The sequence below is a fragment of the Streptomyces achromogenes genome (assembly GCF_030816715.1).
GTDB lineage: Bacteria > Actinomycetota > Actinomycetes > Streptomycetales > Streptomycetaceae > Streptomyces > Streptomyces achromogenes_A.
The window spans coordinates 8,894,012-8,917,999 of sequence record NZ_JAUSYH010000001.1 but is presented as its reverse complement, the minus strand read 5'-3'; the positions used below and the strand labels follow the sequence as shown (position 1 = coordinate 8,917,999).

The following is a 23,988-nucleotide window of genomic DNA, read 5'->3' as shown; positions in this document are numbered from 1 at the left end:
ATGGCATATCGGTCATTCTAAGAGTTATCCACCGGTGCTGCTCCCCGTAGGACCGTTTCTGGGCCTCGCTCTACTCCTGGCCCTCGCCGGTGATGAGCCGGGCGATCATCAGCGCCACCAGGATGATCGCGCCGTAGATGGCCTGGATCCAGAACGACGACACCTGTGCCAGGGTGAGCAGGTTCTCCAGCATGCCCAGCAGCAGGACCCCGAGCAACGCCCCGGCCAGGGACCCCTTGCCGCCGTTCAAGCTGATGCCGCCGATGACGGCGGCCGCGAACACGGTGAAGATCAGGCCCTGTCCCTGATTTGCGTTGATCGCCCCGACCCGTCCGGCGATCACCAGACCGGCCAGCGCGGCCAGGGTCCCGCCGATGACCAGAACTCCCCAGGCCACCCGGTCGACCCGGATACCCGCCGCCCGCGCCGCGGGGGCGTTGCCGCCCACCGCGTACACCGCGCGTCCCAGCCGGTGGTAGCGCAGCGCCCCATCCGGCGACAGCGAAACAGGCGCCAGTCACCCACACGGAGACGGGGACGCCGAGCCAGGTGTCGGACCCGAGGGCCAAGAACGCGGCGGGAGCGTCGAACAGGGTCTTGCCGGACACCATGCCGACCAGGACTCCGCGCAGAACGATGTTCATCGCCAGGGTGACGATGAATCCGTTGAGCTGGAGCTTGACGATCAACAGACCGTTCACGGCCCCGATCAGCGCCCCGGTGAGCGGAATGATCAGCAGGCCGAGCCAGGTGGGCAGCTCGGTGCCGAAACCGGCCGAGGCGGCCGGGATCACCGCCATGAAGCCGAGGGCGGGGGCGACTCCCGCGATCGACTCCAACGAGAGGTCCATCTTGCCGCTGATCAGGATCATCGCCTCGGCGAGCACCAGCAGTCCGAGCGCCGAGGAGGCGCTGAGCACATTCAGCAGGTTGTCCCGATCGAGGAAGCTCTCGTTGCTGACCGCACCGACGAACAGCAGCAGGAGCACGGCGGGCAGCAGCGCCAGATCGCGGATACGGCCCAGGGCGATCGCGCGGACGGGACGGCGGCGCGCTCTGTCCGGGCCGCCGCCGGACGCCTTGCCGTTGGGCGCGGTGTCATTCATGTCCGGTGCCGACCCCTTCGATCGAGGCCACGAGTTCTTCGTCGGTCCAGCCGACGGTGTACTCGGCGGCGAGAGAGCCGTCGAACATCACCAGGACGCGGTCGCAGATCCGCAGGTCCGCCAGCTCGTCCGAGACGACGAGCGCCGCGCGTCCTGCGGCCCTGGCTCGGTCGACGACCGACAGCAGCGCGCGCTTGGACTGCACGTCGACGCCCGCCGTCGGATTGATGAGCACCAGTACCTCTGGGTCGGTGGCCAGCGCCCGGCCCATGACGACCTTCTGCTGGTTACCGCCCGACAGGTCCTTGACCGGCTGGCCCAGGCCGTCCGTGGTGATGTCGAGACCGGTGATCGTCCGCCGGGCGAAGGCGTCCCTGGCCCTGCGCGAGATCACGCCCAGCCGCCCCAGCCGGTCCATGATGGTCATGGAGGCGTTCTCAGCCACCGACAGTTCCGGTACCAGCCCTTCATAGTGGCGGTCGCGCGGCACACAGCCCACGCCCGCCGCGAGCGCCGAGGGGACGCTGCCCGGCCGCGTCGGACGGCCGAGAACCTCGACACGGCCGCTGTCGGGTCGGTACAGCCCGGCCAGCGCCTCGGCGACCTGATGGCTCCCGGAGCCCGCGAGGCCGGTCAGGCCCACCGTCTCGCCGGACCGGACGGCGAAGCTGACGTCCGTGAAATGCGGGCCGCTCAGCCGGTGCACCCGGACGGCCACGGCCGCGTCCGCCGGCTGCGACCGGGTCGCGCCCAGGCCGGGGGCCGCACCCGCGCCCCGCCTACCAGTCATCGCTTCGACGAGTTCGGTCCTGCCCATCTCGCCCACAGGTGCCGTGGTGATCCGGCGGGCGTCCCGCATGACGGTGACGACCTGGCAGACGGCGTAGACCTCTTCCAGGTGGTGGGAGATGTAGAGAAAGGTGATCCCGGCCCGCTGCAATCGCCGAACATGGGTGAACAGTCGGTCGATCGCCCGGCTGTCCAGCTGGGCGGTGGGCTCGTCCAGAATGATGAACCGGGTTCCGCGCGAGATCGACCTGGCGATCTCCACCATCTTGGCGTCCTCGACGGTGAGCCCGCCGGCCGGCACGCTCTCGTCGACCTCCACACCCCATGCGTCCAGCAGTTCGCGGGCCGCCGAGCGCATCCGCCGCCAGCTGATCACCTGGCCGCGAACCGTGGGTTGCCGGTTGACGTACAGGTTCTCGGCGACGGTGAGATCAGGGATGATCGTCGACTGCTGGTAGACGCAGGCGACCTGCCGCTCCCACGCCTCACGGTCCGCCAGGCCGGGCGCGGGTTCGCCGTCGAACAGGACAACGCCGCGGTCCGGCCGCTGCAGTCCGCTCAGGACGGCCACCAGGGTCGACTTGCCGGCCCCGTTGCGGCCGACCAGGGCGTGCGACTCACCGGCCCGGACGATGATCCGCACGTCGTCCAAGGCCACGGTGGGCCCGTAGCGCTTGCGGAGCCCGTGGGCCTCGACCACCGCGCGGCGACCGGCGGCACCGGCGCGGGGGTCGGTGAGTGGCGTCTGGTTCATCGCGGTCTCGCTTCCTGGGGGCCCGGAGAGACGGACTCTCGGGTATCAGGAGGTCTTGCCGATCCGGTTGCCCCACAGCGACGCGTCGTCGACGTTGTCCTCGGTCACCAGCGGTGCCGAGAGCTGGTCCTCCAGGATTCCGCTGGGCAGCCGGACGACGGTGCTGTCGTGGTCGGTCGGGCCCGGACGGAAGGTCTGGCCCTCCATCGCCCGCTTGATGTAGAAGATGCCGTACTTGGCGTACTGGTCGGCCGGTTGGGAGACGGTCGCATCGATCAGGCCCTTGCGGATCGCGTCCAGCTCCTGCGGGATGCCGTCGTTGGAGACGATCACGATGTGCCCGGGACTACCGGCTGCCACCAGCGCGTTGTGGCGCCGCAGCGTGCTCACCGTGGGGGCCAGATACACGCCTCCGGACTGCATGTAGATGCCCTTGATATCGGGGTTGGCGGTGTACAGCGCCTCGAGACCGGCCGCCGCCCTTTCCGCCTTCCAGACGGCGGGAATGTCCAGCACCTTGATGCCCGGGTAGTTCTTCTTGATGCACGCGCTGAACGCCTCCGACCGGTCCCGTCCGTTGACCGACGCCAAGTCGCCCTGGATCTGTACGACCTTGCCCGTCTTCACCGCGTCGCCGATCTGCTGACAGGCTTTCTCCCCGAAAGCCCGGTTGTCGGCCCTGACCACCATCGCGACCTTGCCGTTGTCCGGTGCCACATCGACGGCGACCACCGGCACGCCCTTGCGCTGCGCGGCATTCAGTCCGGCGACGATCGCCGCGGAGTCCAGCGGCGAGACCACCAGGCCCTTCGCGTTCTGAGCCAGCAGATTCTGGATGTCGGTGATCTGCTTACCCGGATCGGAGTCGGAGTTCACCGTCTGCAGCACGCGGACGTCCTGGGCGGCGGCCTGCTTGGGGACGTAGGAGTCGTACGACTCCCAGAACGGTGAGGTGAGCAGCGGCAGCACCACCCCCACCTTGCCCGAAGCGTTGTCGGTGGTGTTGCCCGTGCCTTCATCGCAGGCGGTGACGGCGGGCCCGCAGCCGAGTGCGAGGGCTGTTCCGACAGCGGCGATGCGTCGCTTCATGGTGCTCGGCTCCGATGGGTGGTCCGTGGTCGGTCAGGTCAGTGAAAGGAGTCCGGACGCGTGCGGATGCCTTGTATCCCTCCGTCCACGGCGAGCGCGGTCCCGGTGGTGGCACCGGCCAGCGGCCCGGCGAGATACGCGATGGCGTCCGCGACCTGCTGTGCGGTGACCAGGCGGCAGGTGGGCTGGCGGGCGATGAGAGCGGCGCGTTCGGCCTCCGGGTCGTCGGAGTGTTCGAGCAGCCGGCGCACCCAGGGGGTGTCCACGGTGCCTGGGGTGACGCAGTTGACGCGGATGCCCTCGCCGATGTGGTCGGCGGCCATGGCCAGGGTCAGCGCGAGCACCGCGCCCTTGCTGGCCGCGTACAGTGCCCGCTGCGGCAGCCCGGCCAGCGCCGCGACCGAGCAGGTGTTGACGATGGCCGCGCTGGGAGACCGGCGCAGATACGGCAGTGCCGCCCGGCTGGTGCGGACGATGCCGAGGACGTTGATGTCCAGCACGTGGTGCCATTCGTCGTCCGCGTTGTCCTCGACGGTGCCGAGCGCGCCGATGCCGGCGTTGTTGACCAGCACATCCAGGCCTCCGAACAGGTCCGCCACCCGGCTCACGGCGTCGGTTACCGATACGGCGTCCCCGACATCGGCCTTCACGGGGTGCAGCCCCGCGGGCAGGGGGTCGGGAATCCGGTCGAGTACCGCCACCCGGCACCCCCTCGCGGCCAGGGTCTCGGCGGTGGCCAGACCGATCCCGGACGCACCGCCGGTGATGACGGCGGCCAGCCCCTGGAATTCCTCCCCGGCGTTCATGCCGGGGGGCCCTCGGCCGAGGGCATGTGGTACGGGGCCTGCCAGGCGGCGCCGCCGGGGAACGCGTACGCGGTGAGTGACTCGGGCCGCATCGCGGAGCTGAAGCCGGGGGCGGTCGGGGCCGCGTAGCGCCCCCGGACGATCACGGCCGGGTCGAGGAAGTGCTCGTGCAGATGATCCACATACTCGATGACCCGGTCCTGGAAGGTGCCGGAGACCGCCAGATAGTCGAACATCGCCAGATGCTGCACGAGCTCGCACAGGCCCACGCCGCCCGCGTGTGGGCACACGGGGACGCCGAACTTGGCCGCGAGCAGGAGGATCGCCAGGTTCTCGTTGACTCCACCGACCCGGCAGGCGTCCAACTGCAGGAAGTCGATCGCGTCCGCCTGGAGCAGTTGCTTGAACATCACCCGGTTGTGCACATGTTCGCCCGTCGCCACACGCACCGGCGCGACCTCCCGGCGGATCGCCGCGAGACCGAGAACGTCATCCGGGCTGGTCGGCTCCTCGATCCAGTACGGGTCGAATTCCGCCAGCCGCCGGATCCAGCCGACCGCCTCGGCGACCCCCCAGCGCTGATTGGCGTCCAGCGCCATCCGCACCCCGGGGCCGATCGTCGCCCGCGCGGTACGGCATCGCCGCTCGTCGTCCTCCAGATCGGCGCCGACCTTGAGCTTGATCTGCCCGAACCCACTGTCCACGGCCTCCCGGGCCAACCCGGCGACCTTGGTGTCCGGGTATCCGAGCCAGCCGGGAGACGTGGCATACGCCGGATACCCCTCAGCGAGCAGCCGCGCCTCCCGTTCCTCCATCCCGCCGCGCGCCCGCTGCAGGATCCCCAGGGCCTCGTCGGGGTTCAGCGCGTCTTCGAGATAGCGGAAGTCGATCAACGCGACGACCTGCTCGGGCGCGAGGTCGGCCAGCAGCTTCCACAGCGGCTTCCCCTGCCGCTTGGCGTGCAGATCCCACACGGCGTTCACCACGGCCCCGATGGCCATGTGCACCACGCCCTTCTCCGGCCCCAGCCATCGCAGCTGGCTGTCGCCGACGAGCGAGCGACAGAACCCCCCGAGGTCGGTCAGGACCTCTTCCAGCCGCAGACCCACCACATGCGGGCGCAACGCGTTGATCGCCGTCACCTCGACCTCATTGCCCCGGCCGATGGTGAAGCAGAACCCATGTCCCTCAAGCCCGTCTCCGGCATCGGTGCGGATGATCACATAGGACGCCGAATAATCCGGATCGGGATTCATCGCGTCCGACCCTTCAAGCCGACGAGACGTGGGAAACCGGATGTCGTAGGCGTCCAGCGCCGTGATCCGCCCCTGCGTCGGGTGGGGCCTCATGGCAGGCGGCTCATCGACGTCATCGGGAGGACTCCACACAATCAGGCCTGACGGCAATGTTGGACACCCAAATGACTGTATACCGCCCAAAAGCCCCGGCTGCACTGCTGCAGGCCTGTGTCTCCGAAGGCTTGGTCAGGGCTGCCACGGAAGCTGACCGGGCCGGAGGCTGCCGAGCGAAGTTCCGGGATGGGCCTCTAGCCTGATGACCAGACCGGGGCGACCCGCGCTCCCGTGAATATTCCCGTGCAAATCCGTCGTGAAGGACCCATGTCCGCGTCCCCGTCCCGTCGCTTGGCGGCGCTGATATCCGTCGCCTCCCTGGCCCTGCTGGCAGGCTGCGGCAGCTCGTCGGACTCCGCTGGCAAAGGGAGCGCATCGGCAAGCCGGCCTCCGCGTCCGCATCCCGGTGGTCGCCTCGACGAACGTCTACGGCGACATCACCCAGCAGATAGGCGCCGACAAAGTCGACATCACCTCGATCATCAGCGACCCGGACCAATAACGTGCGGTGGCAGGACGCCCGCCAATGGTCATCAGAGGACCGAGTTGGGAGTGCCGTTGACACTGCGTGTCTACACCGTCGGTGCGGCTCTGTCCCCGACTGCCGTCGGCGTGAAGGACTGGGCGACGGACCCGGAGCAGCGGGCCCGGCTGGGGGAGCTGTCGACGCGGCTGACCGGTGTGAACGCCTTCGCGGCCTAGCCGCGCAGGCCGGCGCACCGGGAGGGTCCGGCGGGGCCGGGTACTCGGCCAGTCCCTACGAGGATCGGCGAGAGGAGCCGAGGGTGAGCAGCGCAACGGGCAGCAAGGTTGTCGTCACGGGCGCCACCGGAAATGTCGGCACGAGCGTGGTGCGGCTTCTGTCGGAGGACCCGGACGTGGCCTCGGTAAGGGGTCTGTCCCGGCGGATCCCGGAATGGTCGCCGCGGAAGACCGAGTGGACGGCCGTCGATCTGGCCTCGGACCGGGCCGATCTCGCCGCCGCCTTCGTCGACGCGGACGCGGTCGTGCACCTGGCCTGGGCGTTCCAGCCCACACACGATCCGGCGGCGACCTGGCGTACGAACGTCCTGGGCAGCATCCGGGTCTTCGAGGCCGTGGCCGCCGCGCGGGTGCCCGTCCTCGTGCACGCGTCCTCGGTGGGCGCGTACTCGCCGGGACCGAAAGACCACGCGGTGGACGAGTCCTGGCCCACGCACGGCTGGCCGGACGCCGCCTACTGCCGGGAGAAGGCCTACCTCGAACGGACCCTGGACACCTTCGAGCGGGACAATCCCGGGATCCGGGTGGTGCGGATGCGGCCGGCGTTCCTGTTCAAGCGGCAGTCGGCGAGCGAGCAGCGGCGCATCTTCGGCGGCCGGTTCCTGCCCGGCCCGGCCGCCCGCCCCGAACTACTGCCGTTCCTACCGGACATTCCGGGACTGCGCATCCAGGCACTGCACACCGACGACGCGGCCGAGGCGTACCGGCTCGCGCTGCGTACCGAGGTGCGCGGCCCCTTCAACCTGGCCGCCGAGCCGGCCCTCGACGCGGAGCTGCTCGGCGAGATGTTCGACGCCCGCCCGGTGCGCCTGCCCCGGACGGCGGCCCGATCGGCGATTGCCGCCGCCTGGGGTCTGCGCCTCCTCCCGGCCTCCCCGCACCTCTTCGACGCGGTGCTCAGGCTCCCTCTGATGGACTGCACGCGCGCCCGCGTTGAGCTGGGTTGGCATCCACAGCACACGGCACCGGAGGTGCTGGAGGAGTTCCTCCTGGGACTGCGGGCCGGTGAGGGCGAGGCCACCGAGCCGATGCGGGGGCGCAAGGTGGGCTGAGCGCCCGGCGCCCATCGACGGCCGGGGGTGCCGGTGGGCGCTGGACCGGATCAGGCCATTCCGGCGGGGCAGCCGTCCTGGGCGACGCGTTGGCGCTACCACCATCGCACACCCGAATCCTCCTCCGGTTGCTCCCATGCGACCAACGGCCTTGCCCGCCCCTGGAGTGTCGTCGCATGTCACGCCCATAGCGCCTATGCCCACGCATCCCGATTGCCGGTCGGCGGTCGGCGGTCGGCGGTCGGCTCAGAAGGCGGGTGTGGATCGCTCCGTGAGCCGGCTCTGATGCCGTGCTCCGAGCACGGCGTCTCTCAGTCGTTTCTGCGCGATCGTCAGGCACGCGTAGACCGCTCCCTGGGCCGTCGACAGACCGATCAGATGGGGACCCGTCCTGATCTCCGGCACCGCCGGAAGGATCTGGTCGAGCCGCCCGCGCACCTGGGGGAGCACGAGGTCGACGAGTGGACGCAACCGGCCCACGAAGTAGACCGACTCCGGGTCCAGCGTCACGGCGACGACACTGACAGCGGTCACGGTCGCCGTGGTGAACGCCTGAAGCACCTCGGCGTGCGGCGCGTCGGCGCGCGGTTGCAGCCAGAGGTCCTCAACGCGCTCCAGGTCGAGCCCCCGTTTGCGGGCGAACCGAAGGAGACCTCTCGTGCTCAGCAGTTCGTCGAGGATCTCATTGCCGACTCCGGAGGAGAGTGCCCCGATGTCGCCGAAGGTGGGTGTGCTCCCACGGGCGAGCTCGTGATCTGTGCATTGGGCGAAGTTCAATATGGTGCTGAGGCTGAAGAGCGCGGCGTTGGCGATGGTGGCGTCGTCGGTGAGGATCCCGAGCAGGGCCGCGTTCGCGTCGCTGTCGAGGAGCACAGGGGCGTCCACCAGGTCTTCGATGGCTCGGTGGAGATCGGAGCCCGCGAAGATCTTCATCGACTCCGCGGGGCCGAAGATCTCCGTGCCGCCCCGGACCCGCCCGGGCACTGCGACGACGATCTGCCGCAGGGGGCCCTGCGCGGACTCCGCGGCCTGCGCGATCAGGTCGACCAGCCATCGTGCGGCGTCCGCGACCTCCTGGTGATCGGCGGTGGGAACCGTTACCTGCTGGATCTCGCGGCCCCTGAGGTCAGCCACCAGCACACCGGTGGTCTGTACGCCGAAGCTGACACCGGCGACGTGGCCGGCTGTGCCGGACAGGTCCAAATAGGTGGACCGGCGGCCGCGGCCGGTGACCTCGTCGATCCCGCAGTCGACGAGGAAGCCGTCGGCCCAGAGCTCCTCCACCGCTCTGAAGACCGTGGCCCTGCTCAGGCCTGTCAGCTCGGTGAGCTTGTTACGCGTCAAGGGCGCGTGGGAGAGGACCGCGTCCAGGACTGACGCCTTGTTGTAGTCGCGGGAAGTCGGGTTGGTGGTCACGTGATGACCATAGCGAGAGCGGTACGCCGACCTTGCCGGCACCGGTTTGGGCGGCACGGCCAAGGGCGACGCGGCGACAAGAGGCCGTTTCGACGGATTTGCCGTTCCCTCCTGGCCGCCCTTGAGGCGTCCTTGCCGGAGGTTTCCGCCGTGTCGGACGGTTCTCGACTCATCTTTCATGCACTCCGACAGGGTCCCCCAAGACTTCGAGAGCGCATCGCCGCGCTGCGGCAAGGGCCTGGAAGCCGGGGTCGACGACCAACTGACTGTCGGCAGCGAGCATGGATCAGCCGGAACAACCTCGACGTCGCCGGGTCGGCACCCTGCCTTTGGGGCGACAGGACCGCATACCAGGAGCGCAGCCGGGGCCGGGGGCTGCCGAGCCGGATGCCCGTGGGCAGCAGGAGCGCGGGGTCGGCGAACGGCCTGAGCGTAACATTTTCAGTTTTGAACTGGCCCAAATAGTGCTGGGCGGCCTGAGCCCAGCATCGAGCACCCCGCGACGCGCCCGACGAATCTGCGCACCGTCGAACAGCTATCGGGACGCCCGGGTCTCGACCCAGTCCACCCAGAGCGACTGACGCCACTGGCAGAGAGCGGGGACATGGAGTTCACCCGGCACTGGCTCGACACCGCTCCCCCAGGGGCCGGACCGAGATCGGCGTGAGTGTCGACGTGGCGATCTTCGGGGCCGGCCGGACCGGCCCCTCGGCGGCACGTCACCTGGCACGGAAGAGCGCCGACGTCCATGGCGTCGTGACGGGGACGGTCGGCCTTCGCCACCTCTGGGCGCAACGGCGGCATGGCCACCCTGGGCATGTCGATCGGCTTCCGGGAAATGATCTCCCGCTACGACTTCGACACAGCGAAGGCATGCCTGCGGGCGCCCACGACGCGGTCGACGCCCTCCAGAGACTCGTCAAGGAAGAGAACGTCGACTGCGGCTTCGCCCGCACGGGCGAGCTGAACCTGGCGCCTAAGCCCGCCCACTTCGACTGGAGGGCATGGACGAGGCGATCGTGGCCACCACCGGCGCCCGCCGGGGCGGGGACTCGGTCACCGGCCTGCCTGCGGGGAGCGCCTGGCTGTAGGCCGACATGGCCAGCCTGAACACCGGCCTCACAGTACCTATCCACTCCCCGCGATGACGGCGTACTCTCCCTGGCACACGTGCCGGCTCGCGTCGGGCCGCCTCCTCCATTCGGGTACGGGCACCAAATATCGTCTGGACCTCGCCAGGCCCGGCCCACCCCAATACAACCCCCTCGCGCTGGGTCGCCCCACCAGTACCCGTCCTGCTCAACGGGACCGGCGGCGAGCCAGAGGTGTGCCCAACAGGCACTGCCCGCTCCGGGTTGGACGCGCTCCCGGGGCCGTTCGCGGCGAGATTGCGATGACGGAGACGCCCCCTCATCCCGCATGCGGGAGCCTGCCGGGATCCCGAAGGATCCGGGCGAAGGAAGTTTTTAGTCTCACGTTGAAACTGAGATAAATAATGTTATGATTTCGGCCAACGCAGCCAGCAGCCCCACGGACAAAGACTGAAGGTGTGCCTGCCGTGAATTCGACGATCAGTCGGGCTCTCGCCCACTACCCCAACAGGTTCGACCCCGGGGCTCTGAGCGAACTCCCCGAACACCTCCAGGAGACCATCCAGCGCCGCGACAAGGTATTGGGCCCTGGTTACACACTCATCTACAGGGAGCCGGTCGAGTTCGTCTCCGGTCACGGGGCCCACCTGATCGACCGGGACGGCCACGACTACCTCGACGCCTACAACAACGTCCCTTGCGTCGGGCACGCCCACCCGCACGTGGCCGAGGCGGTCGCCCGCCAGATGACTGCGGTCAACACCAACACGCGCCTACGTCCAGGAGGCCCTGGTCGGCTACGCGGAGCGGCTTCTGGCGACCTTCCCCGAGGAGCTGTCGAAGCTGAGCATCGCGTGCAGCGGGTCGGAGGCGAACGACCTGGCGGTGCGGGTGGCCCGGTTCCACACGGGCGGCGAGGGCATCATCGTCACCCGCTGGGCCTACCACGGCCTCACCCGGGAGGTGGCGAGCTTCTCGCCGACCCTGGGCGCAGGCTCACCGCTGGGCCCGAACGTCCGATTCATCGATGCTCCTGACCCGCGCCTCGTCGCGCCCGGATCCACGCTCGCCGAGCACATGCAGCAGCAGGTGCGCGCCGCGATCGACGACCTTCAGCGCCACGGCTACCGGCTGGCCGCGCTGATCACCGACTGCGCCTACTCCAGCGACGGCATCTTCACGGATCCCGTCGGATACATGCAGGCCGTAGTGGCGGAGGTACACGCGGCCGGCGGCGTCTACATCGCGGACGAGGTGCAGTCGGGGTTCGCCCGGCTCGGGGAGTCGATGTGGGGCTTCACCCGCCACGGCGTGGTGCCGGACATCGTCACCATGGGCAAGCCGATGGGCAACGGTATTCCGATCTCGGGTGTGGTCTTCCGCCCCGAGGTCAGCGACGAGTTCGGGCGCAACGTCCGCTACTTCAACACCTTCGGCGGCAGCTCGATCCCGGTGGCAGCCGGCGCCGCGGTGCTGGACGTCCTGGAGAAGGAGAATGTGCAGCAGCGTGTCCTGGAGAGCGGCAACGCTCTGCGCGCCGGGCTGAGGGAGATCACTAAAGACTCCCCCTACGTCGCCGAAGTCCGCGGTGCCGGCCTGTTCGTGGGCGTGGAGATCGTGAAGGACCGGGGGACCCTCGAGCCGGACCGCGCGCTGACCGACAAGGTCATCAACGACATGCGACACCGCCGGGTTCTCCTCAGCGGCACGGGCCCCTCGGCGAACACCCTGAAGATCCGCCCTCCGCTGGCCTTCGACTCCGCCGATGTGACCCGATTCCTGGAGACCTTTGCCGAGGTCGCGAAAAACCGTCTGTAGCAAGGCCGGCCGAAGGGACTGACCGTGAACACCTCACCAGCTACGAACTATGCACAACGGCTCCTCCAAGAGAGCGGCCTGACGTCGTCCCACGAGCCCATCGACGTGATGCTGGTGAGCATTTTCCTCCAGGAGCGCTATCGCCTCACCGGGCGCTTGGGGCGACTGGCGACCGAGAAGGACGACACGTTCAGACTCAGGACCGACTCGAGCAGCTACCTCGTGAAGGTCTCACCGCCTGACGAGGCGCAGGCGGTTGTCGCCCTCCAAACCGCAGCGATGCGCTACCTCGAAAGCACCGCTCCGCACTTGCCCGTCCAGCGGGTGAAGCTGACCACCGACGGAGACGACCATGTCACGATCAGGCTGAACGACGGCAGACCTCGGGTCCTGCGAGTGTTCGACTTCGCCGAAGGCCAGATCCTGGCCGAGGCGAACCCGGACGCCGAGCGGCTCGCCAAGGCGGGCGAGATGCTGGGGCGAGTCGACGTGGCGCTCAGGACGTTCACACATCCGGCGGACCGACGCGGTCTGGCCTGGGACATCCGGCACTTCCACCAGCTGACCGAACTGGTCGAGCACACGCCGAACCCCGAGCACCGTCAGTTGGCTGAAGCGGTGTTCCGGCTCTTCGGCGAAAACGTCGTCCCGAGGCTGAGCGATCTCGAAGCACAGGTGATCCACGGGGACTTCAGCCCCTACAACGTCGTGGTGGATCCGAAGAGCGAACACTTCATCACCGGCGTCATCGACTTCGGCGACACGGTGCGCAGTGCGGTGATCTTCGACCCCGCTGTTCCCATGGCGAACCTGCTCGCCAGGACGCCGCTTCATCCCTGGCGAGAGGCCTGCGCTTTCGTCGCCGGCTACCAACGCACGCGGCCGATCAAGGACTCGGAACTTCCGCTGCTCCCGATTGCCGCACTGGCACGACTCACACTGCGCGCGCTCCTCACCAACTGGCGAGCGGAGCGCGCACCCGAACGGCGCGAGTATCTCCTCGGCCACGCCAAGGACGACTGGATCAATGTCGAACACGCCTTGGCCGTAAGCCTAGACGACGTCATCGCCCAACTCCGGTAAGTCCGTCATGGCATGCCTGAAAAAATCGAACACCCTATCCCATTTCCGCAGAGAAGGATCGGAGCTCCTTCGTCGGGTCTCTCCTTCGTGAATACCCCTGCCTTCAGGCAGGGAGGAAACGAAGCTCCTGCGGAGCAGGGCAGGGAAAGCCGCGAGTTGAAGCGCGGGTACTTGGCGCGCTGGGCGAAGAAGTCGGCGAACGCCGTCTGAAGATGGCGCAGCGCCTGCTGGAGCGGGACGGAGGACACCTCCGTCAGGAAGGCCAGTTCCTTGGTCTTCTTCCACTCCGTGAGCGCGGCGGCCGAACTGCACGTAGGCCATGCTCGACCAGCTCGCCCCCTCCCGAGGACTTCCTGCACGTCGCCTCGCAACCCGTTACGACCACCAGTCGATGCATGACATGGGCTTCCGCAAGCCGGTCCTGCTGGACCGTGGCTACGACCCGGTGACCCACGGCTACGACTACGTGACGGTGAAGTCCCTGGACGACCTCAACACCATGCTTGGCATCTGACCCCTAAGGCAACACCAGTCCCGCGGCACATAGCCAGTTCTTTCCTACGGCTTGGCTTGTGTTCTGCCGCGCCGCAGCGGCATGGCGTTCCAGACCATGTCGTGCCACCGACTGATGGCCCGGCCGGCCGTCGAGGGCCTGCTCGAGGCGCTTCTGTCACGGCGTGACTGGTCACTTCGTTGATCGGCACGCGAGTCATCCTGGCAGTGACCACCGACAGCCCGGTCCCCAGCCGACGTTCGCCGGCCGCGTCCCTTGGCGATCGATCCGCACCCCCTACCTTTTCGCACGTTCGCGCGGTTTAGCTCTATGCTGGCCGATGCCCTGGACGCGGCCCGGCTGCTGCGGCCCGCCGACCGCCAGCATCTGGACGGCGGCGAACGCCAGCTGAAGGACCCGGCCGCCATGACGGCGGCCGCCGACCGCATCGGCCGGGCCGTCGGCGACGACCCCAGCCGGGCGGTCCGCCTCTTGGCCGAGACCGAGGACGCCGGCCAGTTCTGCACCCTCACCCCGGCCGATCTCGGGCTCGGGCGTCCCCACTTCCCCGAAACTGCCGTCGTCGGCGCCGGCCCCGAGCGCGGTTCGGCCATGCGGCTGCTGCGGCAGCGGTGTGAGACCGGGATGGTCGCCCGTGGCCTGGACACCGACGAAAGTGCCGTCCGACAGCTTCGCTACGAGCGGGACGTCATCGGCCGGTTGGGTTTCGAGGGGTTCTGCCTGACCGTGGCCCAGGTCGTGGGGACACCCGGGCGCTGGGGATCTGGGTCGCGGCGCGCGGCTCCGGCGCCGGCTCCATGGTCAACCACGCGCTGTTCGTCGCCTCTGCCAACCCGCTCGAACACCGGCTGCTGTTCGAGCGCTTTCTCAGCGAGCGGCATACGTCGCTGCCGGACATCGACCTCGACGTGGAGTCGGAGCGGCGCGGAGCGGATCGCGGTCTCCGGTATGTACAGCTCGATCACCGCAGGGGACACGCGGCTGTCGGCCAGGCTGGTAGCCAGCGTCGCGGCGGCACCACCGACGGCGGTTCGATCGGGAAACCGCTGGTGGAGAACCCTAGGCGGGTGGGCCGGGGCGCGCGGACAGCGGTGACGACTTTGCCCGCGAAGATCTGGCGGTCCTCTTCCGAGGCCAACGGCAGGTGAACGAACACTTCTTCGGCAGCCTTGAGTTGACGGAGTGATCTGGTTCTTCGCGCGAATGCACTGACGCGTCAGGTGAGCGCGCCGCATGGTCACCCTGCGCAGCATCTGGGTGCGCTCGTCCGCCAGCCACCTGCCTAACAGGAAGTCTGTGGCCAGTAGCTGGACCAGAATCTGCGCGTCGACCTTGTCGGTACGGTGGACATGGACGCTGACCGCGACGGAGCGATCCAGGCCCTTGGCGCAAGCCCTCACCGGACTCGCCCGTTCACCGCCCGCGGCCTGGACATGGCCACTCGTCACAGCATCGGCGTCACCCCGGCCAAGGCCCACAAGCGCGAAGGCGACGGCTTTGACCGGAGCAAAAGCCGGGCGGCCACGCTGCCGGGTCCGCTGCCGCGGGTCCGGGCCGCTTCTACAGCACCCTTTCGAGGAAGGCCTGGGTGCGTTTCTCGCGGGGGTTGGCCAGGACCTCGCGTGCGTCGCCGCGTTCGACTGCGATGCCGTCGTCCATGAACAGCACCTCGTCGGCGACCTCGCGGGCGAAGCCCATCTCGTGGGTGACGAGCAGCATGGTCATTCCGTTGCCGGCGAGGTCGCGCATGACGGCGAGTACTTCGCCCACGCGTTCGGGGTCCAGTGCGCTGGTGGGTTCGTCGAACAGCATGATGGTGGGATCCATCGCGAGCGCGCGGGCGATGGCCACGCGCTGCTGCTGACCGCCGGAGAGTTGGGCGGGGTACTTGTGGCCGCAGCCCTCGAGGCCGACCTTGGCCAGCAGCTCCTGTGCCCGTTCCCGGCAGGCGGCGCGGTCCTTCTTCTGCACCAGCACCGGTCCGGACATGACGTTGCTCTCGGCGGTCATGTTCGGGAACAGGTTGAACTGCTGGAACACCATGCCGATGCGGGCGCGCTGCTCGGCCAGCCGTTGCGGGCGGACGGCGTGGTAGGCGTCGTCCTTCTCGACATAGCCGAAGTCCTCTCCGTTGACCTTCAGGACTCCGCGGTCCACGGTCTCCAGCCCGTTGATGCAGCGCAGCAGTGTCGATTTGCCCGATCCGCTCGGCCCGATGATGCAGGAGATCTCCCCGGCCGCGACGGTCAGGTCGATGTCGCGCAGGACCTGGTGGCGTCCGAAGCTCTTGCACAGCTTGCGTGCGACGATCGTTCCGTCGGCGTTCACAGCAGGGACTCCCTCGTGGTGGGAACTGGCTGTCCGGCTCCGGGCTCGGCCGCGGTGGCGGCCGGGGTCAGCCGCGCCCGGGTCGAGCGGGAGAAACGGCGCTCGATCATGGACTGGGGCACGCTCAGCACCAGCGTCATGATCAGGTACCAGAGGCTGGCCACGATCAGCAGCGGAATCGTCTGGTAGTTGCGGGCGTAGATGGCCTGTGCGCTGTTCAGCAGGTCGGCGACGCCGAGCACGCTCACCAGCGAGGTCTCCTTGAGCATGCCGATCACCTGGTTGCCGGTGGCCGGAATGATCGCCGGCATGGTCTGCGGGATGATCACATGGCGGAGCTTGGTGAACCCCGACATGCCCAGGGACTCCGCGGCCTCGTGCTGTCCGCGGCTGACCGACGCGAACCCGCCGCGGATGATCTCCGACATGTACGCGGCCTGGTTCAGGGTGAGCCCCACGACGGCCGCGGTCATCGGGGTCATGATCGCGTTCACGTTCACCGGCGTGGAGACGCCGGTGAACGGGATACCGACCGACAGGTTCGGGTAGAGCGCCGCGATGTTGAACCAGAAGACCAGCTGCACCAGCACCGGGGTGCCGCGGAAGAAGGTGATGTAGAGCTGGGCCAGCCCGGAGACGGGCCGCTGCGGCGACATGCGCATCACCGCCAGCACCAGCCCCAGCAGCGTGCCCAGGGCCATACTCGCCACGGTCAGAATCAGCGTGACCAGCAGACCGTCGAGAATGGTCTGCGTGGTGAAGTAGCTGAACACCACCGGCCAGCGATAGTTCTCGTTCGTCACCGCGGTCCACACCAGACCGGCGACGATCGCGATCGCGACCACCCAGGCGACGTAGTCGCGCGGACGCTTCGGCGTGATCCGCTTCTTGTCTTCGGGCAGCAGTTCGGGCACCGGCCGGCTCCTGGTCTTCGTACCGATCAGATCCGTGCTCATGTCAGTCCTGCGGGACGGCCATGGCCGCGGTCGTGATCCCGAGATCCGGGAAGCCCCAGCGGCCCAGAGCCTCGGCGTACTCGGGGCTGTCGATGATCGACTGGACGGCAGCCTGCACCGCGGGGGTCAGCGGCGAGTCCTTCTTCAGCGCGACGGCCACGGTCTTGGCGGTCACCATGGGCTTGAGGACCTCGAACGTCTTGGGCTGCTGCTCGGCCGCCCACCCGAGCGCGGTGAAGTCGTACATCACCGCGTCGAGCCGCTTGGAGACCAGCTGGGTGAGAGCGTCGTTCACGCTGGGCAGGGTCACCGCCTCGATGGCGGGCTTGCCCTTGCTCGTACAGTCCTGCTTGGACAGCAGCGGCACCCACTGCAGCTCCTGGGTGCTGCCGGACGTGACACCGACGCGGTGCCCGCACAGCGTGTGGGTGCCCAGCTTCTGCGGGTTCCCGTAGGGGACGGAGACTCCGGTCCCGGCCTTGAAGTAGTCGACCATGTCGAGCACCTTCAGCCGGTCCTTCGTGGCGCCCATGGTGGAGGCCGTGAAGTCGTACCGACCGGCCTGCAGTCCGGTGATGATGGTGTCGAACTTGACGTTGTTGATCTGCAGCTTCAGGCCGAGCTTGGCGGCGATCAGCCGGGCCATGTCCGGGTTGAACCCGATCGGGGTCTTGTTGTCCGACGCCATGAACGTGGTGGGCGGGCTGGTCAGGTCCATGGCCACCGAGAGCTTGCCCTCGGCCTTCACCGCCGCGGGCAGCAGCTTCACGGCCTTGGCATCCGGCTTCACGCCCACCGAGATGTCGTCGGTGTGCTCGGCCGACGATCCGGAACCTCCGCCTTGCGCCGTGCCCTTGGCCCCCACGTTCTGCGGCGTGCCGCTCGCCCCGCACGCGGCGAGCGCGAGAGCCAGGGCGGCCATGACCATGGGGACGCTCAAGTGTCTTCTGATTCGCATGGGTTTGCTCCTTACAAAAGGGGAAAGCGCACTGGGAGCCACTCAGATCCCGGATGGGTGGCTGTTTGGAACCGGCTGGGGCGATCCGGAACTCGTCAGACTGGGCGTTGGGCCTCGTGGGGTGCCGAACGGCATCCGCTCATCGCTTCGACCGGACCGCGGTTCGCGACCTTCACGTACGACAAGGCAGGGGTGTTCAGAAGGCGGTGTATCCGCCGTCGACGGGGAGGACTGCTCCGGTGATGTACGACGACTCTGCTGATGCGAAGAAGAGGACCGCGTCGGCGACTTCTTCGGGGGTGGCGAGGCGTTGCAGCGGGATCTGGGTCTCGCGCTCGCGGCGGTAGGCCTCAGGGTCGGGGCTGCGCTGGATCGCTGCTTCGATGATCGGGGTGGCGGTCAGGCCTGGAGCGACGACGTTGACGCGGATGTTGCGCGGGGCCCATTCGATCGCCGCCCCCTTGGCGAGCATGATGAGGCCTCCCTTAGCGGCGGAGTACAGGACTTCCCCGGGCTTGCCGACCATGCCGAGCCGTGAACTTACGCAGACGACTGAGCCTCCTTCGGGGGGCATCAGCGGCGCGAAGTGCTTCATCACCAGGAACGCGCTGAGCAGATTGCTGTCGAGCACGTTCTTCGCGTCGTCGTAGGGCATCTCGGTGAGCGGGCTGCTGGCCTGCAGGCCGTGGTTGAGGACGACGACGTCGACGGTGCCGAGGGACTGGGCGGCCTGGTTGGCCAGGCCCTCGACGAACCCCTCGTCATTGAGGTCTCCCGGGATGTACAGGTCGTCGGGCTGGGCGGTGTCGAGTTGCTCCTTGCGGCCGGTGAGCAACAGTCGCGCGCCCTCGCGGCGGAAGTGAGAACTCACCGCCTGCCCGATGCCACTGCTGGCACCGGTCACCATGGCCGCGACGTTCTTGAGTCTCATGTCAGACATTCCTTCACGGGGGGAGAGGTCGGTGGGGTGGCGCTCAGCCAGGGGGTCTCGTCCCGGGGCCCGTCAGCTGAGGAAGCCGCGGGCGTCGACCGGCCACCGCTGCAGCGACGTGCCGGCGCTGTCGGTGACGATCAACTCCTCAAAATTGACGACAACCGGACAGACGTGGTTCGGCACCACCGGCACCACGGTGCCGACCCTGGGGCGGAACCCGCCCGCGGGCAGCGCGAGGAATCCGTGGTACTCGTTGAGCTTGGACAGAACGGCCGCCGTGCCGGCGACCCGGCCGTAGCCGCGCTCGATGCTGCCTTCGCGGCTGAGGGCCTTGGTGCCCGTGTCGAGGATGACCTGCTCGGGCACCCAGTCGCTGACCACGGTGGCGGCGACGAACAGCGCGATCTGATCGTCCGTGCAGGCGCCGAGCCGCGCGTTGTTCAGGTCCCCGAAGACGTACTCGCCGGGACGGATTTCGGTGATGACGCTGCTGGTGGAGAACTCGACGGTGGGTGTGGAGCCGGCGCTGACCACTTCGGCGGTGATCCCGACGCCGTCGAGGCTGCGTACCGCGGTGGTGAGCGCGGCATCCTGGTCCCGCGCGGCGCGCTCGCGAGCGTCCGGGCCGGAGCTGCCGTGACCTGGATAGGTGAAGACGCCCACCGGCACCAGGCCGCGCTTGCGGGCGGCGAGCGCGAGGTCGCCCGCTGCCTCGGGCGGTGCTCCGGAACGACGGGCACCACAGTCGACCTCGACCACGACCTGCAGCCGGTCCGGTTCGTCGCCTATCGCGTCGGCGAGGGCCTCGATCGCCGCGACGTTGTCCACGCCGACCCGCAGCCGCACGGACTCGGCGAGTCGGCGGATCCGGGCCCCCTTCGTTCCCGAGGGCCAGACCGGGTAGGCGAGGAAGATGTCGTCGAATCCGGCCCCGGCGAAGACCTCGGCCTCACCAACGTTGCCCGCGGTGATTCCGACCGCCCCGGCTTCGATCTGCCGCCGGCCGATTTCCACGCACTTGTGCGTCTTGACGTGAGGCCTGACATCGAGGTTGTGCCGGGCGGCGAAGCCCTGCATGCGGTCAATGTTGTCCTGCATGACATCGACCAGCACGATCGGCGCGGGGGTGTCGACCCGCTCGACCAGGGCGTCGAGTGCTCGCTGGAGCCGGTTCACGCTGCACTCCTCTTGCTGTGTCTGGGAATGAACGAGGGAGCGGATGCCGACTCCCTCGAATGCCGAATGTGCGTGGCGCGCACCATCACCCACGCTCGCGCTGCACCGCCGTCGTGCCCACCCCTACACCGCGGTGCAGACCATCTGGATCTCGACCGGACTGTTGAGCGGTAGCCCGGCGACGCCGATAGCGGTGCGGGCGTGCCGGCCGTTCTCGCCCAGTACCTCGATGAGCAGTTCACTGGCCGCGTTGGCGACCTGTGACTGCATACCGAAGTCCGGCGTGCTGGCCACGAAGACCAGCATCTGCACGATCCGGACCCGGTCCAGGTCGCCGACCGCCTGCACTGCGGCGGCGAGCGCGTTGAGCGCGGCATGGCGTGCGAGCTCCTGCGCGGTCTCCAGCTCCACGTCCCGCCCGACGACGCCCTGGCCCAGCAACCAACCTTCCTTGTAAGGAAGTTGACCCGAAACGTAGATGCTCGAATCCACACTGCGGTGGTGCGCGTAGTACGGATTCTCACGGAGCTCGGGAAGGGTCAGACCCAAGGCCTGGAGCCGACCGGAAGCCGAGCCGGTCTGTGCTACCGAGGCCACGCGCCCGCTCACCGTGCCACCGCCTTGGACGGCACAGGCCACAAACCCTCGCAGTTCGCTGCGAAGATCCGCATCTTGTGAATTGTGATTATCTGCACTCGGCCGTCCTCTCGAGCACTTGTGGCGACAAAGCGCCGCATGATGGCTTAAATCAGCCACCCTGATTGTCGTTTGTCGACCATAGGGCTGCCTGTTGAACACTGTCAACACAAACTTCAGCGCCGAGCACAAGCTGGGAGCGCCGCGTGCGGACCCATCCGCTGCTGCCGGAAACGACGGCCGACACCGCAACCGCGCTCGCCGGTCCATCCGGTTCGGCGTGGGCGAGAGCGTGCAGCGCACCTGTCCACATGACGGTCGCTGACGGCGGCGGATTCCAGGGCGATTGACGCAGAGCGCCGATCGGATCGCCGAACCACGCGCCGACGGTCGACCTCACGCCCAGGAGATCCTTAATGCCACGACTCGCCCCGCCGTACAGGCCGGGCAGTTACCTCCGGGCTCGGCGACCTCGCCGACCGCATATCCGCGCTGTCGCCCGGGGGACCGAAGCCAGGGCCCGGCCCGGTCGCTCTGGGGCGTGCTCGACGAACTCGACGGCATCGGCGCACCGGCCGGGTCACGGTGGCGTGATCGAGCCCGTCAGAGCGCGCGGGGGCACCGACCCGGACAGAGTCCGACCGATCCTGACAAACATGGGAGGCACCCAGGACTCCTCGCAGCCGTGAACGCCCCGTCGCCCCAGCCCGTCCCACCGCGCCAGCGGCCGGCGTCCTTCATACAAGATCCGCTACACGATCGCGTTGACGGTGCGAGCTTGATCCCGACCTTTCGGCACGGGTCCGCAACGTCACGGTGAGGAGCGGGCCGGACACTGCACACACGCGGCATGGCCTCATACGTGCCGGTGCGTCGGTTCCCCCGCATCTCCCGTCTGGGCTCGCAGCCCCATGGGGAAATGGGCAGCCAGTTCCTGACGGAAGGCGTCGGTGTCGCCTTCCAGGGCAACCGCGGCCAACCTCTCGTGCTCGACGACCAGTTGACGCGGGTTGTCGCTGTAAGTACGGTGATCGACGCTGAGGTAGAGGCGCAGCTTGGTCTCCCAGCCGTTCCAAAGGCCCTGCAGGATGCCGTGCCCCGAGAGCTCGTAGAAGAGCCGGTGGAAACGAAGGTGGGCGTCGATGCTGGCCGGGATGTCGTCCTTCTCCATCGCCCGACGGAGATCCTCGACAGTCTGCAGCAACTGCGGCCGCTCAGGACCACGCAGCGCTTCGGCCGAGAGCTCGGCGGCGTAGGGTTCGACATGCAGCCGGACCGAGTCGATCTCGGCGACCTCTCGAGGGCTCACCTCTACGACGAACGCCCCACGGTAGGGGATCTTTACGACGAGCCCCTCCTCCTCCAGCTTGGTCAGCGCCTCGCGCAGCGGGGACCGGCTGATCCCGAGATCCGAGGCGATGTGCGCCTCTCGTAGCTGGCCACCAGGAGGTACGGTCCCGTCGAGGATGGCCGCCCGCAGTGTGCGGTAGACGCCATCCGGCGTCGTCGTCCGCTGCTCCTGCCACTCGAACTTGTGGTCCACCCCGCCACCCTCCCTAAGCGCTTGTCGACCGCTTGGTCGTTTGTCGACTATACCTCTGTCGGGTTTTGCCCCCACACCTCAAGTCGCTTCCCCGGGCACGGAAGCCCCCTGGACCGTGGGGCGGTCGACGCCGGGGCCCGCACAAGGCACTCCTAGCTGTTCCGGGTCGTGAGGTTGTTGACAGGGTGCTGGCGGCGTCCGCTGTTGGCGACCCGCCTCTGACATGAGCGCGAGGCGGTACCGGAGAGCTACGGGGGCGGTTTCCTGTAGTCGTTACCTGTCTGCGAGCCGGGCTTTTTTGACCCTGTTGCCGCAGGTGTTCATTGAGCACCATCGGCGGTTTGTGCCGCGACTGGTGTCGAGGAAGAGGCCGGCGCAGCCGGGGCCTTCGCATGCTTTGATCCGGCTACGGTCGGGGCCTCCGAGTATTTGGATGGCGTCGGCGGCAAGCACTCCGAGCGCGTCCGGTACCGGTGCTTCCTTGCTGAGGTGCCAGACTGCGAGCCCGTTCTCGAGACCGGGCCTTGGTTGTCCTGCGGCCGCGGCCCCGTTCAGGATTGCCGCGTCACCCGGATTGGGGCGCTGGGTGGCGGCGACGGCCAGCCCGGCACGGTAGATCGCTTCTCTCAGCGTTAGCGCATCCTGGAGCTCGGTGGGCGAGACGTCAGGCACGCTGAGCCCCGCGGCATGCAACCAGATCTCCAGCCGGCCGGGGTCGGAGAGCCGCTCCTGGGGCTCCGCGCCGACCCGGTCGCTCATCGTGGCGGTGAAGCGGAACGCCAGCACCTCGTTGTCCAGCCGGAACAGTCGACGGGCCTCCACGGGCACCCCCTTTCGTATGAACCACCATGGACTACCTGAACCATCTTAGCCAGTTCGACATCGGCGTCGAATCGCGTCATAGTTGAACCGTCTTAGATAGTTCACACTATGGAGGTTGCGCGATGGGCGAGGTTGCAGTCATCGGCCTGGGCGGGATGGGGCGGGCGATCGCGCGCAATCTGGTGCGGGCAGGCCTGGAGACTGTGGTGTGGAACCGTTCAGCGGGGCCTGCGGAAGAGCTCGCGGAGGCCGGCGCCCTCCGCGCCGCATCGGTCGCGGAGGCCCTCCAGTGCCCGGTGGCGTTCTCGGTCCTGTCCGACGACACCGCCTTCGCGGAGGCCTTCCTCGACTCCGGGGTCCTCGGACAGGCCCGGCCTGGGGCGGTGCACGTCAACGTGGCTACGGTGAGCGTCGGGCTGGCCCGCCGGGCCGCAGAGGCGCACGCTGCGCACGGGATCGGATATGTGGCCGCCCCGGTGTTCGGCCGGGTCAGCGTCGCGGAGGCCGGTGCGCTGAACATCCTCGCCGCAGGAGAGCCCGGGCTCATCGACCGGGTCCAGCCGTTCTTCGACGCGATCGGATCGCGCACCTGGCGCCTGGGCGAGCGGCCCGAGCAGGCCAACACCGCCAAGGTCCTGGGCAACTACCTGATCGCCTGCGTGATTCAGTCGCTCGGCGAGGCGGTCAGCGTCGCCGACGCGGCCGGCGCCGACCCGGGTCAGTTCGTCGAACTGCTGGCCTCGACACTCTTTCCCGGACCCGTCTACTCCGGATATGGGTCAATGATCGCGCAGCGCAGGTACCAGCCGGCCGGGTTCACCACAGCACTTGGACGCAAGGACCTCCACCTCGCCCTGGATGCAGCAGCCGGTCAGGCGGTCTCCCTGCCGTTCGGTGAACTGCTCAGAGGCGTGTTCGACCAGGCGATCGCCGACGGCCGCGCAGTGGACGACTGGGCTGTGATTGCCGAGCAGCAGCCGCGGTGAACACCGCTGCCCGTACG

General features: G+C 68.3%; 20 protein-coding genes and 3 pseudogenes. 8 read left to right on the top strand and 15 right to left on the bottom strand.

The features are described 5' to 3' along the window. Nucleotides 1–70: 70 nt before the first annotated feature. The 5 genes and pseudogenes from QF032_RS39245 to QF032_RS39225 all read right to left on the bottom strand — a co-directional run bounded on the left by QF032_RS39245 (nucleotide 71) and on the right by QF032_RS39225 (nucleotide 5,893). A pseudogene (locus QF032_RS39245) lies at nucleotides 71–1,106 on the bottom strand (ABC transporter permease). After that, entirely contained in the window at nucleotides 1,099–2,649 is a 1,551-nt protein-coding gene (locus QF032_RS39240) for a sugar ABC transporter ATP-binding protein (protein ID WP_307059881.1), read from the bottom strand. The pseudogene QF032_RS39245 and the gene QF032_RS39240 overlap by 8 nt, the downstream one beginning before the upstream one ends. A gap of 45 nt (nucleotides 2,650–2,694) precedes the next feature. After that, nucleotides 2,695–3,738 carry a sugar ABC transporter substrate-binding protein gene (locus QF032_RS39235; protein WP_307059879.1) on the bottom strand — a complete coding sequence of 348 codons (1,044 nt, stop codon included), beginning with the start codon at nucleotides 3,736–3,738 and terminating at the stop codon, nucleotides 2,695–2,697. Between the two features lie 38 nt (nucleotides 3,739–3,776). Continuing rightward, a complete protein-coding gene (locus QF032_RS39230; protein WP_307049509.1) occupies nucleotides 3,777–4,544 on the bottom strand; it encodes an SDR family NAD(P)-dependent oxidoreductase in 768 nt (255 codons plus the stop codon). Next, nucleotides 4,541–5,893, bottom strand: a complete 1,353-nt coding sequence (locus tag QF032_RS39225) for an L-fuconate dehydratase (RefSeq protein WP_307059876.1) — start codon at nucleotides 5,891–5,893, stop codon at nucleotides 4,541–4,543. Before QF032_RS39225 ends, QF032_RS39230 begins: the two co-directional genes overlap by 4 nt. 561 nt (nucleotides 5,894–6,454) lie before the next feature. Between QF032_RS39225 and QF032_RS39220 the strand changes: the two genes are divergently transcribed. Both QF032_RS39220 and QF032_RS39215 read left to right on the top strand, forming a co-directional pair. Beyond that, a complete protein-coding gene (locus QF032_RS39220; protein WP_307050584.1) occupies nucleotides 6,455–6,598 on the top strand; it encodes a hypothetical protein in 144 nt (47 codons plus the stop codon). Between the two features lie 83 nt (nucleotides 6,599–6,681). Further along, nucleotides 6,682–7,710: an SDR family oxidoreductase gene (locus QF032_RS39215; protein ID WP_307059874.1), complete on the top strand. Its 1,029-nt coding sequence runs from the start codon at nucleotides 6,682–6,684 to the stop codon at nucleotides 7,708–7,710. Nucleotides 7,711–7,956: 246 nt separating this feature from the next. On the opposite strand, the gene QF032_RS39210 is transcribed toward QF032_RS39215, so the two are convergent. After that, nucleotides 7,957–9,126: an ROK family protein gene (locus QF032_RS39210; RefSeq protein WP_307049502.1), complete on the bottom strand. Its 1,170-nt coding sequence runs from the start codon at nucleotides 9,124–9,126 to the stop codon at nucleotides 7,957–7,959. A 663-nt stretch (nucleotides 9,127–9,789) separates the two neighbouring features. On the opposite strand from QF032_RS39210, the gene QF032_RS40810 reads away from it, so the two are divergent. The 3 genes from QF032_RS40810 to QF032_RS39200 all read left to right on the top strand — a co-directional run bounded on the left by QF032_RS40810 (nucleotide 9,790) and on the right by QF032_RS39200 (nucleotide 13,118). After that, nucleotides 9,790–10,236: an FAD-dependent oxidoreductase gene (locus tag QF032_RS40810; protein ID WP_373430446.1), complete on the top strand. Its 447-nt coding sequence runs from the start codon at nucleotides 9,790–9,792 to the stop codon at nucleotides 10,234–10,236. 731 nt (nucleotides 10,237–10,967) lie between these two features. After that, nucleotides 10,968–12,035, top strand: coding sequence for an aspartate aminotransferase family protein (locus tag QF032_RS39205; protein ID WP_307060537.1), 1,068 nt, complete (start codon nucleotides 10,968–10,970; stop codon nucleotides 12,033–12,035). Between the two features lie 24 nt (nucleotides 12,036–12,059). Then, a complete protein-coding gene (locus QF032_RS39200; RefSeq protein ID WP_307059872.1) occupies nucleotides 12,060–13,118 on the top strand; it encodes a phosphotransferase in 1,059 nt (352 codons plus the stop codon). A 128-nt stretch (nucleotides 13,119–13,246) separates the two neighbouring features. Here the strand turns inward: QF032_RS39200 and QF032_RS39195 are convergent. Continuing rightward, a pseudogene (locus tag QF032_RS39195) lies at nucleotides 13,247–13,423 on the bottom strand (RNA-guided endonuclease TnpB family protein); the annotation flags it as partial. An 86-nt stretch (nucleotides 13,424–13,509) separates the two neighbouring features. Here QF032_RS39195 and QF032_RS39190 point away from each other — a divergent pair. Beyond that, nucleotides 13,510–13,632, top strand: a complete 123-nt coding sequence (locus tag QF032_RS39190; RefSeq protein ID WP_307059870.1) for a hypothetical protein — start codon at nucleotides 13,510–13,512, stop codon at nucleotides 13,630–13,632. Nucleotides 13,633–13,887: 255 nt separating this feature from the next. Continuing rightward, nucleotides 13,888–14,558: pseudogene (locus tag QF032_RS39185) on the top strand (DNA polymerase III subunit alpha); the annotation flags it as partial. 634 nt (nucleotides 14,559–15,192) lie between these two features. Here the strand turns inward: QF032_RS39185 and QF032_RS39180 are convergent. From QF032_RS39180 to QF032_RS39145, 8 genes are all read right to left on the bottom strand, one after another. Next, entirely contained in the window at nucleotides 15,193–15,960 is a 768-nt protein-coding gene (locus tag QF032_RS39180) for an amino acid ABC transporter ATP-binding protein (RefSeq protein WP_307046600.1), read from the bottom strand. After that, nucleotides 15,957–16,916: an amino acid ABC transporter permease gene (locus tag QF032_RS39175; protein WP_307059868.1), complete on the bottom strand. Its 960-nt coding sequence runs from the start codon at nucleotides 16,914–16,916 to the stop codon at nucleotides 15,957–15,959. Before QF032_RS39175 ends, QF032_RS39180 begins: the two co-directional genes overlap by 4 nt. 1 nt (nucleotide 16,917) lies before the next feature. Continuing rightward, nucleotides 16,918–17,874: an ABC transporter substrate-binding protein gene (locus QF032_RS39170; RefSeq protein WP_307059865.1), complete on the bottom strand. Its 957-nt coding sequence runs from the start codon at nucleotides 17,872–17,874 to the stop codon at nucleotides 16,918–16,920. Nucleotides 17,875–18,070: 196 nt separating this feature from the next. Further along, nucleotides 18,071–18,805, bottom strand: coding sequence for an SDR family NAD(P)-dependent oxidoreductase (locus tag QF032_RS39165; protein ID WP_307049492.1), 735 nt, complete (start codon nucleotides 18,803–18,805; stop codon nucleotides 18,071–18,073). A gap of 72 nt (nucleotides 18,806–18,877) precedes the next feature. Further along, complete coding sequence (locus QF032_RS39160; protein ID WP_307049490.1) at nucleotides 18,878–19,984, bottom strand: alanine racemase; 1,107 nt, start codon at nucleotides 19,982–19,984, stop codon at nucleotides 18,878–18,880. A 123-nt stretch (nucleotides 19,985–20,107) separates the two neighbouring features. Beyond that, nucleotides 20,108–20,581: a RidA family protein gene (locus tag QF032_RS39155; RefSeq protein WP_307060535.1), complete on the bottom strand. Its 474-nt coding sequence runs from the start codon at nucleotides 20,579–20,581 to the stop codon at nucleotides 20,108–20,110. Nucleotides 20,582–21,476: 895 nt separating this feature from the next. Next, nucleotides 21,477–22,163, bottom strand: a complete 687-nt coding sequence (locus QF032_RS39150) for a GntR family transcriptional regulator (protein WP_307049488.1) — start codon at nucleotides 22,161–22,163, stop codon at nucleotides 21,477–21,479. A 273-nt stretch (nucleotides 22,164–22,436) separates the two neighbouring features. Beyond that, complete coding sequence (locus QF032_RS39145; RefSeq protein WP_307049486.1) at nucleotides 22,437–22,985, bottom strand: CGNR zinc finger domain-containing protein; 549 nt, start codon at nucleotides 22,983–22,985, stop codon at nucleotides 22,437–22,439. Between the two features lie 122 nt (nucleotides 22,986–23,107). Here QF032_RS39145 and QF032_RS39140 point away from each other — a divergent pair, with 122 nt between their 5' ends. Continuing rightward, nucleotides 23,108–23,971, top strand: a complete 864-nt coding sequence (locus QF032_RS39140; protein WP_307049484.1) for an NAD(P)-dependent oxidoreductase — start codon at nucleotides 23,108–23,110, stop codon at nucleotides 23,969–23,971. The last annotated feature ends 17 nt before the right edge of the window (nucleotides 23,972–23,988 follow it).

Excerpts from the sequence above, each read along its gene's own strand:
- QF032_RS39190 (WP_307059870.1), top strand. The coding sequence starts at position 13,510 with ATGCATGACATGGGCTTCCGCAAGCCGGTCCTGCTGGACCGTGGCTAC.
- QF032_RS39165 (WP_307049492.1), bottom strand. The coding sequence starts at position 18,805 with ATGAGACTCAAGAACGTCGCGGCCATGGTGACCGGTGCCAGCAGTGGC.
- QF032_RS39225 (WP_307059876.1), bottom strand. The coding sequence starts at position 5,893 with ATGAGGCCCCACCCGACGCAGGGGCGGATCACGGCGCTGGACGCCTAC.
- QF032_RS39235 (WP_307059879.1), bottom strand. The coding sequence starts at position 3,738 with ATGAAGCGACGCATCGCCGCTGTCGGAACAGCCCTCGCACTCGGCTGC.
- QF032_RS39170 (WP_307059865.1), bottom strand. The coding sequence starts at position 17,874 with ATGCGAATCAGAAGACACTTGAGCGTCCCCATGGTCATGGCCGCCCTG.
- QF032_RS39240 (WP_307059881.1), bottom strand. The coding sequence starts at position 2,649 with ATGAACCAGACGCCACTCACCGACCCCCGCGCCGGTGCCGCCGGTCGC.
- QF032_RS39140 (WP_307049484.1), top strand. The coding sequence starts at position 23,108 with ATGGGCGAGGTTGCAGTCATCGGCCTGGGCGGGATGGGGCGGGCGATC.
- QF032_RS39175 (WP_307059868.1), bottom strand. The coding sequence starts at position 16,916 with ATGAGCACGGATCTGATCGGTACGAAGACCAGGAGCCGGCCGGTGCCC.
- QF032_RS39230 (WP_307049509.1), bottom strand. The coding sequence starts at position 4,544 with ATGAACGCCGGGGAGGAATTCCAGGGGCTGGCCGCCGTCATCACCGGC.